This window comes from Kineococcus glutinatus (assembly GCF_039542765.1).
Taxonomy (GTDB): domain Bacteria; phylum Actinomycetota; class Actinomycetes; order Actinomycetales; family Kineococcaceae; genus Kineococcus_A; species Kineococcus_A glutinatus.
The window spans coordinates 1-13,697 of the sequence record NZ_BAABIL010000334.1 but is presented as its reverse complement, the minus strand read 5'-3'; the positions used below and the strand labels follow the sequence as shown (position 1 = coordinate 13,697).

General features: G+C 76.3%; 13 protein-coding genes. 4 read left to right on the top strand and 9 right to left on the bottom strand.

What is annotated here, in order from left to right; all coding sequences use genetic code 11:
* Positions 1–44: 44 nt before the first annotated feature.
* Both ABEB16_RS12985 and ABEB16_RS12980 read right to left on the bottom strand, forming a co-directional pair.
* Complete coding sequence (locus ABEB16_RS12985; RefSeq protein ID WP_345712670.1) at positions 45–2,351, bottom strand: AAA family ATPase; 2,307 nt, start codon at positions 2,349–2,351, stop codon at positions 45–47.
* A gap of 94 nt (positions 2,352–2,445) precedes the next feature.
* Positions 2,446–3,129: a TetR/AcrR family transcriptional regulator gene (locus ABEB16_RS12980; protein ID WP_345712669.1), complete on the bottom strand. Its 684-nt coding sequence runs from the start codon at positions 3,127–3,129 to the stop codon at positions 2,446–2,448.
* A gap of 48 nt (positions 3,130–3,177) precedes the next feature.
* Between ABEB16_RS12980 and ABEB16_RS12975 the strand changes: the two genes are divergently transcribed.
* Positions 3,178–4,506 (top strand): nucleotide disphospho-sugar-binding domain-containing protein, encoded by a 1,329-nt coding sequence (locus ABEB16_RS12975; RefSeq protein ID WP_345712668.1) that lies wholly within the window; start codon positions 3,178–3,180, stop codon positions 4,504–4,506.
* Positions 4,507–4,543: 37 nt separating this feature from the next.
* On the opposite strand, the gene ABEB16_RS12970 is transcribed toward ABEB16_RS12975, so the two are convergent.
* The 4 genes from ABEB16_RS12970 to ABEB16_RS12955 all read right to left on the bottom strand — a co-directional run bounded on the left by ABEB16_RS12970 (position 4,544) and on the right by ABEB16_RS12955 (position 8,396).
* Positions 4,544–5,917 (bottom strand): glycoside hydrolase family 6 protein, encoded by a 1,374-nt coding sequence (locus tag ABEB16_RS12970; protein ID WP_345712667.1) that lies wholly within the window; start codon positions 5,915–5,917, stop codon positions 4,544–4,546.
* A 93-nt stretch (positions 5,918–6,010) separates the two neighbouring features.
* The gene (locus tag ABEB16_RS12965; RefSeq protein WP_345712666.1) at positions 6,011–6,817 is read right to left on the bottom strand and encodes an LGFP repeat-containing protein; all 807 of its coding nucleotides are present in this window, start codon (positions 6,815–6,817) and stop codon (positions 6,011–6,013) included.
* 221 nt (positions 6,818–7,038) lie between these two features.
* The gene (locus ABEB16_RS12960) at positions 7,039–7,329 is read right to left on the bottom strand and encodes a hypothetical protein (RefSeq protein WP_345712665.1); all 291 of its coding nucleotides are present in this window, start codon (positions 7,327–7,329) and stop codon (positions 7,039–7,041) included.
* Between the two features lie 110 nt (positions 7,330–7,439).
* On the bottom strand, positions 7,440–8,396 hold the full coding sequence (locus ABEB16_RS12955; RefSeq protein ID WP_345712664.1) for an ATP-binding protein: 957 nt from the start codon (positions 8,394–8,396) through the stop codon (positions 7,440–7,442).
* Positions 8,397–8,631: 235 nt separating this feature from the next.
* Here ABEB16_RS12955 and ABEB16_RS12950 point away from each other — a divergent pair, with 235 nt between their 5' ends.
* Positions 8,632–9,444: an alpha/beta fold hydrolase gene (locus ABEB16_RS12950; RefSeq protein WP_345712663.1), complete on the top strand. Its 813-nt coding sequence runs from the start codon at positions 8,632–8,634 to the stop codon at positions 9,442–9,444.
* 38 nt (positions 9,445–9,482) lie between these two features.
* Here the strand turns inward: ABEB16_RS12950 and ABEB16_RS12945 are convergent, their stop codons facing one another.
* Positions 9,483–10,085, bottom strand: a complete 603-nt coding sequence (locus ABEB16_RS12945) for a YdeI/OmpD-associated family protein (protein WP_345712662.1) — start codon at positions 10,083–10,085, stop codon at positions 9,483–9,485.
* A gap of 124 nt (positions 10,086–10,209) precedes the next feature.
* Between ABEB16_RS12945 and ABEB16_RS12940 the strand changes: the two genes are divergently transcribed.
* On the top strand, positions 10,210–11,289 hold the full coding sequence (locus ABEB16_RS12940) for an alkene reductase (RefSeq protein ID WP_345712671.1): 1,080 nt from the start codon (positions 10,210–10,212) through the stop codon (positions 11,287–11,289).
* Between the two features lie 37 nt (positions 11,290–11,326).
* On the opposite strand, the gene ABEB16_RS12935 is transcribed toward ABEB16_RS12940, so the two are convergent.
* Both ABEB16_RS12935 and ABEB16_RS12930 read right to left on the bottom strand, forming a co-directional pair.
* Positions 11,327–12,493, bottom strand: a complete 1,167-nt coding sequence (locus ABEB16_RS12935; RefSeq protein WP_345712661.1) for a serine hydrolase domain-containing protein — start codon at positions 12,491–12,493, stop codon at positions 11,327–11,329.
* A 4-nt stretch (positions 12,494–12,497) separates the two neighbouring features.
* Positions 12,498–12,935: a DoxX family protein gene (locus ABEB16_RS12930; protein ID WP_345712660.1), complete on the bottom strand. Its 438-nt coding sequence runs from the start codon at positions 12,933–12,935 to the stop codon at positions 12,498–12,500.
* 20 nt (positions 12,936–12,955) lie between these two features.
* Here ABEB16_RS12930 and ABEB16_RS12925 point away from each other — a divergent pair, with 20 nt between their 5' ends.
* Positions 12,956–13,345: a hypothetical protein gene (locus ABEB16_RS12925; RefSeq protein ID WP_345712659.1), complete on the top strand. Its 390-nt coding sequence runs from the start codon at positions 12,956–12,958 to the stop codon at positions 13,343–13,345.
* The last annotated feature ends 352 nt before the right edge of the window (positions 13,346–13,697 follow it).

Sequence of the window (13,697 nt, the reverse complement as noted above, 5' to 3'; positions counted from 1 at the left end):
GGGCGCGGTGCCCCGGCGCTCCCACCGCGCGGGCGGGCCCGGGGTCAGCGGACGGCGGACTCCTCCTCCACGAGGGCCCGCGAGCGGGCGGCGACGCCGAGCGCCCAGGCCGAGGAGTTCGCCGCCGCCAGCGCGTCCAGCCGCTCCACGAGGGCGCGCGCCTCCTCGCGGTGGCCGCTGCGGACCGCGGCCTCCACGAGGTCGGGGTACGCCAGCGGCGTGACGTGCAGGAAGGGGTCCGCCACGAGCGGGCGCAGCGCGGCGCAGGCGTCGGCGTAGCGGCCCTCGGCGAGGTCGCGCACCGCCAGCGCGGTGACCCCGGCGGCCGTGACCCCGCCGAAACCCGCGGCGGTCGCGCCGGCGGCGACCGCCTCGACCTGCTCCCGCGGTGCACCCGCCCAGGCGAGCGCGGCGACGTTGACGACGTGCTCGGCGTCGTAGCCGATGGCGCGGCGCAGCTCCCGCACCTGCTCCACGAACTCACCGGCCCGGCGGGGCGTCCCGCCCTGGATCTCCGCCGAGGACGTGATCCACAACACGGTGTCCAGCAGCTGCAGCGAGCCCGCGTCCCGGGCCGCCGCGGCGGTCCGCTCCAGCAGGGTGCGGCGGGCGGGCGCGTCCCACAGGGCGGTGGTGACCGCTACGCTCGTCACGCCGTGGAGCAGCAGTTCGGCCGGCTCCAGCCGGTCGAGGGCGGCGAGGGCGCGGCGCAGCTCGGGCACGGCGTCGGGGTAGGGCAGCAGGACGAGCGCGCTCAGGGCGCGCAGCAGCGTCGCCGCGGTCCCGGCGCGCAGCTCGGCGCCCGCCCGCATCCGCAGGCCGAGCTCGCGCAGCGTGGTGCCCTGCAGCAGCCGCTCGGGGGGCAGGGCGTGGTCGAAGGCCCGCAGCAGCGCGTGCTGCTCGAGGGCGTCGTCGTGGCCGTGGAAGCACTCCGCGGCCGCCAGCATGGCGGCCGCGCCGGACCGCAGGGCGGGGTCGGCGCCGAAGAGCGCCAGGCTGGCGCGGATCGCGACGAGCCGGCCGCGCGGGACGGGGTCGAGGGCGTCCTCGTCGACGTCGTCGAGCAGGTTCCCGGCCAGCCGCGCCGCACCGGCACCCAGTGCGGCCTCGGCGGCCGCCACCAGCCGCGCCTGCCTGGTGGCGCCCGGGGGTGTCAGCGCGGAAGCCTGCGCCAGCACGCGGGCGCGGGACGACAGCCCACCCCGGCCGCCGGCGACGTCGGCCACCCGCTCCAGCCGGTCGGCGACGCCGGGGTCCGTGCCCAGGGTCGCCTTGGCGGCGTGCCAGGCCTCGAACTCCGCCAGGCCCAGCGCCGCCGCCGCGGCCGACAGCGCCCGGTGGACACGGCGGCGGTCACCGCCCCGGGCGGCGTTGTAGGCGGCCGAGCGCACCAGCGGGTGCCGGAACCGCACCGGGTCGGCGAGCTCCACGAGCCCGGCCGCCTCGGCCTCGTCGGCGGCGGCGGCCACGACGCCGAGCTCGCGGGCCGCCGCGCGGACGAGGTCGACGGTGCCGGTGGAGCCGGCGGCGGCGACCACCAGCCACAGCTGCGCGTCCCCGGACAGGTCCCGGACCTGGCGCAGGTAGTGCTCCTCGAGCCGGCGCCCCACGGGCAGGGGGTCGTCGGAGAGGCCCGCCTCCGTCAGCCGCCGGGCGCTGAGCTCGCCGGCGAGGTCGATGAGCGCCAGCGGGTTGCCGCCGGTGGCACCGGCGATCTGCGCGGCCGCCGCCGGGTCGACCGCCTCCGGCAGCGAGGAGGCCAGCAGCCGGACCGACGACCCTAGGTCCAGGCCGGTGAGGCGCAGCGCCGGGACGCCCGCCAGCAGCGCCCCGACGTCGCGGTCGTCGCGAGCGGCGAGCACCAGGGCGGCCGACTCCGCCTCCAGCCGCCGGGCCACGAACGCCAGCGCGTCGAGGGATTCGGCGTCGAGCAGGTGGGCGTCGTCGACCGCACACACCACCGGTTCCACCTCCCCGGCGGCGGCGAGCAGCCCCAGCACGCCCAGGCCGACGAGGAACCGGTCCGGCGGCGGTCCGGCGGCCGCGCCCGCCGCGACGCGCAGCGCCTCCTGGTGGCGCTCGGGCAGCGACGGCAGGTGCGCGCGCAGCGGGATCATCAGCCGGTGCAGGGCGGCGTACGGGATCGTCGACTCCGCCTCGCAGCCGTCCACCCCGAGCCGGCGCATGCCGGCCGGCCCGCTGGTCGTGGCGGTCAGCAGCGCGGTCTTGCCGATGCCGGGGTCGCCTACGACGAGCAGCGCGCCGCCGCGGCCGTTGCGGGCCCGGGTCAGCAGGGCACCGATCCGCCGCTGCTCGCCGTCGCGCCCGAGGAGCCCTGCGGAGCCCGTCACAGCGGCGGACTGTAGTGATCCCCGCCGGGGGCCACCAGGGGCTGCGGTGCCGGGACACCGCGCGGGATCGTCCGCGCCCCGGGGACCGCCGGGTTCAGGCGGGGGGCGCGAGCACCAGCTGCCGCAGGGTGTCGACGTACCACTGCCGCAGCTGCTGCGGTGACCAGCCGAAATCCAGCACGTAGAGCTGGTAGGGGTCGAAACCGTTGAGCAGGGCCATGGTGTCGGCGTGCTGCTGCACGGAGCGCTCCGGGCGCAGCAGGCCCCGGTCGGCCAGCACCTGCGCGGCCGCCAGGTTGTCCGCGCGCCGCCGCCGGGCCAGCCCGGCGTAGAGCTCACCCAGCCCGGGGTCCTCGGTGGCGGCAGCGCTGACGGTGCGCCACATGGCGATGCCGGCCTGCTGCCCGGCGAGGACGACGTCGGCGATCCGCCCGGCCAGCTCGGGCGGGTCGGCCTGCAGCACGCCCGCCCAGGGCTCCTGCGCGGAGAGGGGTCCTGCGGTCTCCACCCCGGCGAAGGCGTGGGAGAACGCGGCGATCAGCAGGTCGCGCTTGGGACCGGCGGCCCCGACCGACTCCGGGGACACCCCGGCGCGCCGGGCGATGACGGCCAGCGTGGTGCGGGCGTAGCCGAGCTCGGCGAAGCACCCCGCGGCGGCCTCGACGATCCGGCGGCGGGTCTCGGCCGCCTGCTCGGCGCGACGGGTGGAGTCGTACCTGCGCCGGGGCCTGGCGGAAACCTCCTTGGCAGGTGCGGACTCATTCGCTACGTTGCTCATATCCAATACGGTACCACCGTAACTAATCACTCACCCGAAGGTCCCGCCATGTCGCGCATCCTCATGCCCAGCTCCCCCATCCACGGACACGTCGCCCCGATGATCCAGCTCGGGCGCGGCCTGCTGGAGCACGGACACCGCAGCACCGTCCTCACGGGCACCAAGTACCGCGCCGCGGTGGAGCGGGCCGGGCTGGACTTCCTGCCCCTGCCGGCCGAGGCGGACTACGACGACGCCGACCTGGACGCCTGGCTGCCCGGCCGCGACCGGTACAAGGGCCTGGCCGCCGTCCGCCACGACATCACCGGCATGTTCCTGCGGCCGCTGCCGGCCCAGCACCGCGCCCTCACCGCCGCGCTCGCCACCGGCGGGTTCGACCTCGTGCTCTCCGAGAGCGCCTTCCTGGGGTCGCTGCCGACCCTGCTCGCCGTCCCCGCCACCGAGCGGGTGCCCGTCCTGGGCATCTCCGCGCTGCCGATGACGCTCACCAGCGTCGACTGCGCCCCCTTCGGCCCCGCGCTGCCGCCCGGGCGATCGGCGCTGGCCCGGCTGCGCAACCGGGCGCTCAACGGCGTGCTGCACGCCGGGCCGCTGAAGCCGCTGCGGACCGCGTTCGAGGCGGCCCTCGCCGAGGTCGGCGCACCGCCCGCGCGGGGCAACGTCTTCGACCAGCTCACCGCGTTCGACCTCACGTTCCAGCTCTCCGCCCGCGGCCTGGAGTACCCGCGCCGGGAACTGCCCAGCACCGTGCACTTCGTCGGCCCGATGCGACCGGCGCCACGCCCGGCGGCCGACCTGCCGGCGTGGTGGGGGGACCTGGACGGCGGACGACCCGTGGTCCACGTCACCCAGGGCACGACCGACAACGCCGACCCCACCCGGCTGCTGGCCCCGGCCATCACCGCGCTGGCCGGTGAGGACGTCCTCGTCGTGGCCACCACGGGCGGCCGGCCCGTCGCCGAGCTCCTCACCGCCCTGGGCGGCGAGCTCCCGGCGAACGCCCGCGTCGGGGAGTTCCTGCCCTACGACCGGCTGCTGCCGCGCACCGACGTGCTCGTCACCAACGGAGGTTTCGGCGGCGTGCAGCAGGCCCTCGCCCACGGCGTGCCGCTCGTCGTCGCCGGTGCCACCGAGGACAAGCCGGAGGTGGCCGCCCGCGTGGCGTGGGCAGGCGCCGGGGTGAACCTGCGCACCGGATCGCCCGCGCCGCAGCGCATCCGGCGTGCCGTGCGCCGGGTGCTGCACGACGGCACCCACCGGCGGGCGGCGGTCGTCCTGCAGAGCGAGATCGCCGGCTACGGCGACCCGGTCGCCACCGTCGCCGCAGCGGTCGCCGACCTCACCAGCTCCCGCGCGGCGACCGGGCCGGCCGCCTGAACCGCGGCGGGCCTGCCACCGCGGGACCCGCCCGGCGTCAGGACGCCAGGCCGATGGCGTACTCCGCCCAGAACACCCCCGCCGCCGGGCCGCCGTTGCAGGTGCCGTCGGACTCCCCGACCCGCTTGATCCACAGGTTGGCGTCCTGGTTCCCGGAGGACACCGCACCGGGGGCGGCACCGAGCTTGCGGCCCAACGGGTTGCACCACTGCCCGTCGGAACCCCGGCCGTTGCGGGAGGTGTCGATGACGTAGCGGGAACCACCGGTCAGCGCCGACAGCCGCTCGGCGTAGGCGCGCTCGGCGGCGGTGTCGACGAAGTTCGACACGTTCGTGCTGAAACCCCGTGCCATGGAGATGCCCGCGGTGGTGAGCCGGTCCGCCATCGTCTGCACCTGGCCCCCCGTCCACGCGGAGTTCCCGGCGTCGAGGTAGATCGCCGTGATGCCCGCCGCACGCAGCTGCTGCACCGCGGTGCGGATCAGGCCGAGCCGGTCGCCCTGCCCCTCGCAGGCACCGTGCTGCGCGATCGCGTCGGGTTCCACGACGACGGCGGTGCGGGTGCCGCGCAGACCCTCGGCGACCTGCGCCGTCCAGGAGTTGTAGGTGGCGGCGGTCAGGCCGCCGGCGGAGAAGTTCCCGCAGTCCCGGCCGGGGATGGCGTAGGTGGTGACGACACCGGTGCGCCCGGCGGCGTTGGCGCGCAGGGCGTACTCGCGGACGGTGCGCGCGACCGTGCCGGTGCTGTTCCAGTCCCCCACCCACAGCGACACGCCACCGCGGGTCATGCGGTCCAGGGCGGCGGCGCCGGCCGGGTCCGAGGAACGGCGCGCGGCGGCCTCCGCGGCGCTGGTGTAGGTGGGGTCCGCGTACGGCGCGGCCGTCGCGAACACGTTGCCGCCCACGGGGGCCGCGGTGGCGGTCGCCGTCGGGGTCGCCGTGGCGGTGGCGGTCGGGGTCGCCGTGGGGGTCGGGACCTGCGTGCCGGTGGTGCTCATCGCGACCTGCTGCACGTGCACGTTGCGGTCGCACGTGCCGGGGATGCTGGCGTCATTGACGTACCGCACCACGACGGCGTGGGTGCCCGCTGTGAGCCCGCTGCCGATCACGTAGCTGCGGTACGGGGTGCTCGCCGCGTTGACGACGCCGACCCGGCCGAGCACCCTCCCGTCGGCGCTGACCTCCAGCACCGGGGCCTGCGCGCCGCACAGGTCCGCTCGGGCGGTGAGGACGACGCCGCCGGAGCCGGTGGCGGTGGTGCTCGCGGAGGCGTTGGCCCACAACGAGATCCCGCTGCCGCTCACCCGCCCCGCCGACGAGGGGGTCAGCGTCCACGTGCTCGCGGCGTCGGCCGGTGCGGTCAGGACGAGGGGAGCGGCCACGGCGACGGCGGCTGCGGCGGTACGACGCATGGGCGGGAGTGTGCAGCACCGGAGATCACCGGAGCGAGCCCCGGCGTCGGATTCACAGGAACGCGCGCAGGACCGGTGCACGTCCCGCGGCCGTTACCACCGGCGCGCGACCGCCCCACCGGCCGGGGTCCAGGTGATGGAACCGCCCTCGAACGTGCTGCGCCGGCCGCCCGGGACGGCGAACTCGTCGGAGGTGGGCAGGCCGAGGAAGGAGTGCTCGAGGTTCAGCGCCTGGTACTTGCGCGCGATCTCGCCGTGGATCTCGAAGGCGCCCCTGCTCCAGGTGTAGATCCGGCCGCCGACGAACTCCGTGTAGGTGCCGGCGCGGGTGGGCAGGTCGTACGTCGATGCCGTCGCGGCACCGAGGACACCCCGGTCCTCCCACAGGGCGCGGTACTTCGCGCGGGCCGGGTCGAGGACGAGGTGCCCAGCGGCGCCGGGCCGCAGGTACAGGGAGCCGCGCGGGCCGTCGTGGGCGACGGCGCCGGCCGGGGTCGTGCGCGGGGTCGTCGACAGCGTCCCGGAGTCGCGCGGGATGTCGTTGGTGTAGGCGTCCACGGAGGCCCAGCCGTCGCACACGGGGACGGCGACGGTCACCTTCGGATCCCAGCCGTCGCTGGAGTCCACGGTCAGCATGTGGACTCCGGGCTCCAAGCGCACGGGGATCGTCGTGGTACCCGAGCCGGTGACCGTTTTCGTGACCCGGGGCCGGACGCCGCTCACGACGAGGGTGTCGGTACCGGTGCCCTCGTGCTCGACGGTCAGGAGCGTCCCGGCTTGCCCGAGGACGCACGTCGGGCGCGAGGTCGGCATCGTGATGGTCGCGGCCTGCGCCGGCGTGGCGGTGAGGGCCACGGCGGCAACGGTGCCGGCGGCGGCGAGGGCGGGGCGGAGGGTCAACGGGGTTCCTCTCGACGGGGTTCGACCCGTACCTCGCTCAAGATCGCCTCGGCGTTACAGCGTGCCGTTCGGCCGTGTCGCGGCCGGCCGGCGCGGTCAGGTGTCCTTGCGCCAGGCCTTGCGCAGGGAGGTGCCGAAGACCGCGACGGCCACCGCGACGGCGGGTCCCACGCCGATGGTCGATGTCCACGCGGAGCGCGTCGGCGGACGGCCCGGCGCCGTCAGCGGGTGCCGGGGTGCTCGGGTCCGTCGTCGCCGGGCACGGCGTCCTCGCGGTCCTCGTCGCCGATCCGGACACCGGCCGTCGGATCCCCCTGCCCGGTGCCGCCCGGGGCGTCGTCCTGCAGGCCGAGCGGGTCCTGGGGGTCGCGCGCAGGAGGCGCGGGCGGGCCCGAGTTGGACGCCCGCGCGTTCTCGCGGCTGCCCTGGTCCTGCACCTGGCGGACCTCGGCGTTGTCGAACACGTCGACGGTGTGGTCGGTGGGGGTCGAGGTGTCGCTGTTCTCGCTCACGAGAGGCCACCCTTCGGCCCGCGCGCCCCGGCCGCCACCCGAGCGCGCGGCGGCGCTGCGGGCTCCTCGTCCCCACCCCGCCCGACGCGGGGCCGGGCGCCCCCACCGGATCAGGCGGCGCCGCCGAGTCCCCGGACGATCCGGTCCAGGTAGTGGCGGCGGACGGCGGCGTGGCGGGTCAGGGCCTCGGTCAGGGTGAGGAGGCTGGTGCCCCGGCTGAGGTTCTCGGCCTCCTCAACGGCGTCGCGGTAGCGGACGGCGGCCCCCAGCAGGGCGGGGTCCAGGGCCAGCTCGAGGCTGACGCGGTCGGCGCCGCTCTCGACGGCACGCAGGGCCTGGCTGCGGATCTGCAGGCGGGCGGACTCGAAGTCGCGCGCGGCGGTGTCGAGGCGGCGGGCCAGGCCCAGGAAGTCGGTGGCGCCCGGGGTGCGCGCGGCTGCCTCTTGAGGGGCCTGCTCGTGCAGCAGGACGAGCTGGAGCTCGCGGAGGAGGTCGTCCATGTGGGTCTTGGCGGCGATGACGTCCGCTGCGGGCAGGTCGGGCACGGTGATGAGCGTCTGCGCCGCCGGCCCAGCGGCGGTCCGCGGGTGGGCCGGCCCGGCGTCGTCGCCGAGCGTGGCCCACATCTGCAGCAGCTCGTCCGCCGTCACGTCGGGCTCCGGCGCCGCGGAGGTCGGCAGCAGGTGCGCCCACACGCACTTGCCGCCCTCCCGGGGGTCCACGCCCCAGCCGGCGGCGAGGGCGTTGACGAGGGGCAGGCCGCGTCCGCTCATGGCGACCAGGTCGAGGGTGCCCGAGAGCGGCTGGGTGGTGGAGCCGTCGCACACGTCGACCCGGAGCCCGCCGTCGAGGACGCGCAGGTGGACCTCGAAGTCGGTGCGGGCGTGCAGGACGGCGTTGGTGGCGAGCTCGGCCACGACGAGGGCGGCGTCGTCGGCGACCCCGTCCACCTCGTGCGCCTCGGCCCACGAGGTGGTGAAGCGCCGCGCCAGGCGCACCGACTCGAGGTCGGGGACGCAGCGGATGTGGTCCCGGCGCGCTCGGTGGTGGGAGGCCGGCCGGTCCACGGCAGCGTCTTCACCTCCGGGCATCTCGCTCCCCGCATCCTGCGGCGCGCCGCTGCGGCGCCGCGCCTGACCGCGCTCCAGCCTCCAGTCTCGCACCGGGGCGACGACCACGTCGCGGCCGCCGCCGCCGCGTCTCCCCGGGCAGCCGGGTGCGGCGGCGGGCCCGGCGATGAGTCCGCGCCACCACGCCGGTCTCACCGGGTGCACGCCCACCCCGACACGCGAGGAGCGCACCGTGACCGCCTCGACCACCGCCCCCGGTCGCTACGCCGACGTCAACGGCGTCCACCTGTACGTCGAGACGCACGGCAGCGGGCGCCCGCTGGTGCTGCTGCACGGCGGCCTGGCGTCCGGGGAGATGTTCGCCCCGCTCCTGCCCGCGTTCACCGCGGACCACCAGGTGGTGCTCGTCGACCTGCAGGGGCACGGGCGCACCGCGGACGTCGACCGGCCGCTGGACGCGCGGCTGATGGCCGACGACGTCGCCGCGCTGGTCGACCACCTGGGCCTGGGGCCGGTGGACGTGGTCGGGTACTCCATGGGCGGCAAGGTGGCGCTGGACGTCGCGATCCGGCACCCCGGCACGGTCCGCCGCCTGGTCGCCGCGTCGGTCCCCGTCCGCCGCGACGCCTCCTACCCGGAGATCCTGGCGCAGCAGGAGCAGGTCGGTGCGGCCGCGGCGGAGTTCATGAAGGGCACCCCGATGTACGAGCTGTACCAGCGCGTCGCGCCCCGCCCGGAGGACTTCCCCCGCCTGCTGGACAAGATCGGCGCGGCGCTGGCCCAGGACTTCGACGTCACGGAAGAGGTCCGCGGGCTCACCGTGCCGACGCTGATCATGGCTGCGGACGCGGACATGGCCCCGCCCGGCCACTTCGTCGAGGTGTTCGGGCTGCTCGGCGGCGGCCGGCGCGACGGCGGCTGGACGGGCGAGGGACGGCCCGAGGGCGGCCACGCGCTCGCCATCCTGCCGGGCCTGACGCACTACGACCTCGCCTCGTCCCCGCTGTTCGCCGCGACCGCGCTGGCGTTCCTGGACCGCGACTGACCACGGGCGCCCGCGACGCCGGGGACCCCGGCGGGGGGTCACGACCCGGCGGGGCGGGCCTTCTGGGGGTGGATGGTCTCGCCGCGCGCGAGCATCGCCACGAACTCCGCGATCCTCCGCTCCCGCGTCCCGGCTCGCTTCACCGTCGCCAGCCGGTGGATCAGGGCGTAGCGGTTGGTCCTGGTGAGCACGTCGAACATCGCCTGCGCCGCCGGGTCCGCGGCGATCGCGGCCGCCAGCTCGGCCGGCACCTCGGCCTCGGACGGCGGCGCGTAGGCCGCCGCCCAGCGCCCGTCGGCCTGCGCCGCCAGGACCGCCGCACGCCCCGCCGGCAGCATCCGCCCCTGCTCCTCCAGCCGCGCCACGTTCGCGACGTTGCGCTGCGACCACGGGCTGCGCGGCCCGCGCGGGGTGTAGCGGACCGAGGACGTCTGCTCGTCGCGCTTGCGGCCCTGCCCGTCGATCCAGCCGACGCACAACGCCTCGTCCACCGCCTGCTGCCACGTCAGCGACGTGGTGGTGCCGCCCTTGCGGGTCAGCGCCAGCCACACCCCCGGCGAGGACGCGTGGTGCTCCAGCAACCACGCGCGCAGCTCCGCGGCGTCGGCGACGACCAGCTCCTCCAGCTCTGCGGCGGGCACAGCCGCACGCTAACCCCCGGTCACGACACGGGCGCCGGTCCAGGGGGCGGGGAAGAGACGGCGGAGGGACGCGGTTGGGTCCGACGACGCAGTGACGACGGACCGACGGAAGGCACCACCCCTCGTGAACCTGTTCTCCCCCACCACCCTCGGTGACATCCAGCTGCCCAACCGGGTCGTCATGGCACCGTTGACGCGCCTGCGGTCCGGCGCCGAGGGGGTGCCCGGGCCGCTGGTGGCCGAGCACTACGCGCAGCGCGCCAGCACCGGCCTCATCGTCACCGAGGGCACCTACCCCAGCGCGGAGTCCCGCGGCTACTGGGGCCAGCCCGGCATCGTCACCGACGAGCAGGTGGCGGGCTGGCGCGCCGTCGCCGACGCCGTCCACGCGCGCGGCGGCCGCCTCGTCATGCAGGTCATGCACGCCGGCCGCGTCTCGCACACCGACATCACCCGCACCGACCGGATCGTCGCGCCCAGCGCGATCGCCATCCAGGGCCAGGTGCACACCCCCACCGGCAAGGCCCCCTACCCGGTGCCGCACGCCCTCACCACCGCGGAGATCCGCGGCGTCGTCGACGACTTCGTCACCGCCGCCCGCCGCGCCGTCGACGCCGGCCTGGACGGCGTCGAGGTCCACGGCGCCAACGGCTACCTGCTGCACCAGTTCCTCGCCCCCGGCTCCAACACCCGCGACGACCGCTACGGCGGCTCCCCGGAGAACCGCGCGCGGCTGGCCGTCGAGGTCACCACCGCCGTCGCCGAGGCGGTCGGCGCGGGCCGGGTCGGCATCCGCATCTCCCCCGCGCACAACATCCAGGACGCCTTCGAGCAGGACCCCGCGGACGTCGAGGACACCTACCAGGCGCTCGTGGAGGGCCTCGCCCCCCTCGGGCTCGCCTACCTCAGCGTCCTGCACGCCGACCCCGCCGGCGGCCTCGTGCAGGGGCTGCGCAAGCGGTTCGAGGGGCCGCTCATGGCGAACAGCGGCTTCGGCGTCGTCACCACCCGCGAGGACGCCGTCGACCTCGTCGCCGACGGCGTCGCGGACGTCGTCGCGGTGGGGCGCGCGCTCATGGCCAACCCCGACCTCGTCGAGCGCTGGCAGGGCGGGCACCCGGAGAACGAGCTGGTGCAGGCCACGGTCTACACCTCCGGCGCCGAGGGCTACACCGACTACCCGTTCCTCGACGCGCGGGGCTGACGGGCACCCGGACCCCGGGAACCCGAGTTCCCGGGGTTCAGGTCCCGCGGTTCCAGGTCCCGCCCGGCAGGCACGAGTGCATGCACCGGTGGAACGCGTCGAACTCCTCGGGGTCGCCGCTCCACAGCCGCTGGGTCATGAGCACCGCCACCAGGTCGTGGGCGGGATCGGCGTAGGCGGTGGTGCCCAGCCCACCGGACCAGCCGAACCGGCCGACGGTGTCCCACGCCCGCACCGGTTCCACGGTGACCCCGGTGTGCAGGCCCCACGAGGTGCCCGGGTCGAGCCCGTCGCCCGCGGCCGCCCGCTGCGCCGGGGTGAGCTGGTCCGACGTCATCGCCACCACCGACGCCGCCGACAACACCCCCCGGCCCCCGGCGAGCAGCGCGGTGAACAGCGCCAGCAGGTCCTGCGCCGTGGACAGCAGCCCGCAGGAGAGGGACTCGAACACCGGTGGCGCGGCCGGGTCCGGTGCGGCCATCACCCGCAGCGCCCCGCCCGGACCGGTCTCCCACAGGGTGGCGACCCGCCCGGGGTCGGTGGCGCGGAAGGCCGTCGACGTCATCCCCAGCGGCCGCAGCACCCGCTCGTCGAGGACCTCCCCCAGCGGGCGTCCCGTCGCGCGCGCCAGCAGGACCGCGAGGACGTCGCTGCCGGTGTGGTACATCCAGCGCTCCCCCGGCTGGTGCGCCAGGGGCAGCGCGCCGAGCCGGGCCGCGAACTCGTCGTGGCCCACCTCCGGGGGGAACGGGCCGGGTTCCAGCCCGGCGTCAGCGACCGCGTTCCGCAGCGGGCCCGGCTCGTCCACCCACCCCAGCCCGAACGTCATCGTGACCAGGTCCCGCACCAGCACGGGCCGGTGGGCGGCGACGGTGTCCGCCAGCGGTCCCCCCGGGTCGCGCAGCACGCGCGGTGCCGCCAGCTCCGGCAGCCACCGCGCCACCTCGTCGTCCAGCGCCAGGACGCCGTCCTCCACGAGGGCGCAGACGAGGACACCGGCGACGGGTTTCGTCAAGGACGCGGTGCGGAACTGCGCGTCGGGCCGCAGCGGCGCACCGCCCGGGCTGTGGGCACCGCCGACGAGGACCTCCACCCGCCCGCGGTGGGAGATCGCGGCGACGTAGCCGGGGACGTCCCCGGCGGCGACGCGCCCGTCGAGCAGGTCCCGCACGGGCTCGAAGGTCCCGGAGCCCGGCGCGCTCACCGGGTCACCGTCCCCGCAGCGGCAGCACCACCCGCAGCGCCGGTTCCCGCAGCCACAGGCCCGCCCACATCAGCGTCCCCACGTAGACGGGGAACAGCACCGCGGAGAACAGCGGGTCCTCCACGCGCAGGTGCGCGGTGACCGCGCCACCGAGGTAGCCGGTGAGCAGGACGGCCCCGAGCACGGCCGTCGGGCGGAACAGGTGCAGCGCCAGGCACGCCAGCTGCACGACCCCCATGACGACGGACGCGCCCACGGCGAAGCCGAGCCGCTCGGTGGCCTCCGCGACGGGCTCCGGGACGGCGACGTGCATGATCCCGTCGAAGAGCATGAACGCGCTGAAGAGGGCGGTGAGCAGCCAGCCGGCGGCGGCCCGGGCGCGGTGGGGCGCGGTCGTGGCGGGGGTGGACCTCGGGGTGGCGCTCCGGGTGGTGGTGCTCATCGCAGGCTCCTCGGGTCGGCGTGCTGCGTCGGTGGGGTGGACCTCCGCGCGACGCGGAACTCATCGCCCGGCGCGGTGTGGCGCCGCAGGTCCTCGTCACCGGCGGCGTGGGCCACTCCAGCTTCGAGCGCTTCATGGACGGCACCGCGGTGCTCAGCCCCGCACCCTTCGTGCCCGTCGCCGGGGACGGGGACGTCACCGATCCGGCGGGGCGGGTGGTGTGGTCCCGCGAGCGGTTCACGGCTCTGCTCCTCGGCGAGGTCCGCCGGCTCCACGACGACGAGGACGGCTACGGACCCCGCGGAGCCGGGCACATCAACCACGTCGACGTCCCGGCGGAGGTCCTCGACGCCTACCGGCGCCTGCTCGCCGCCCACCCCAGATCGGCACGCCCGGCGTGTGGGTCGTGACCGGCCCGGGGGGATGCTCAGCCGCCTGGTCACCGGCCCGCTGACCGTCGACGAGCCCGACCGGATCCTCGACTGCGCGAGCAGATCAAGCAGTGGCGGTGGGGGTGCGATCGCGCCCTGGACCGCACGCCGGAGTACTGCTTCGATCACATCGAGGAGCTGTTCGAGGACACCGGGCAGGACGCGCCCTAGCGTCCGAGGCGCTGGCGCCGTGGGACGGAGTCCGCGATGTGCGCCGGCAGGCTGGCCGCACGTCGACCGACGATCAAGGCCGGTCCGGGCAGCACCACAGGCCATCGCGGAGCCGGCACGGGGACTCGAACCCCGAACCGCCCGATTACAAGTCGGGTGC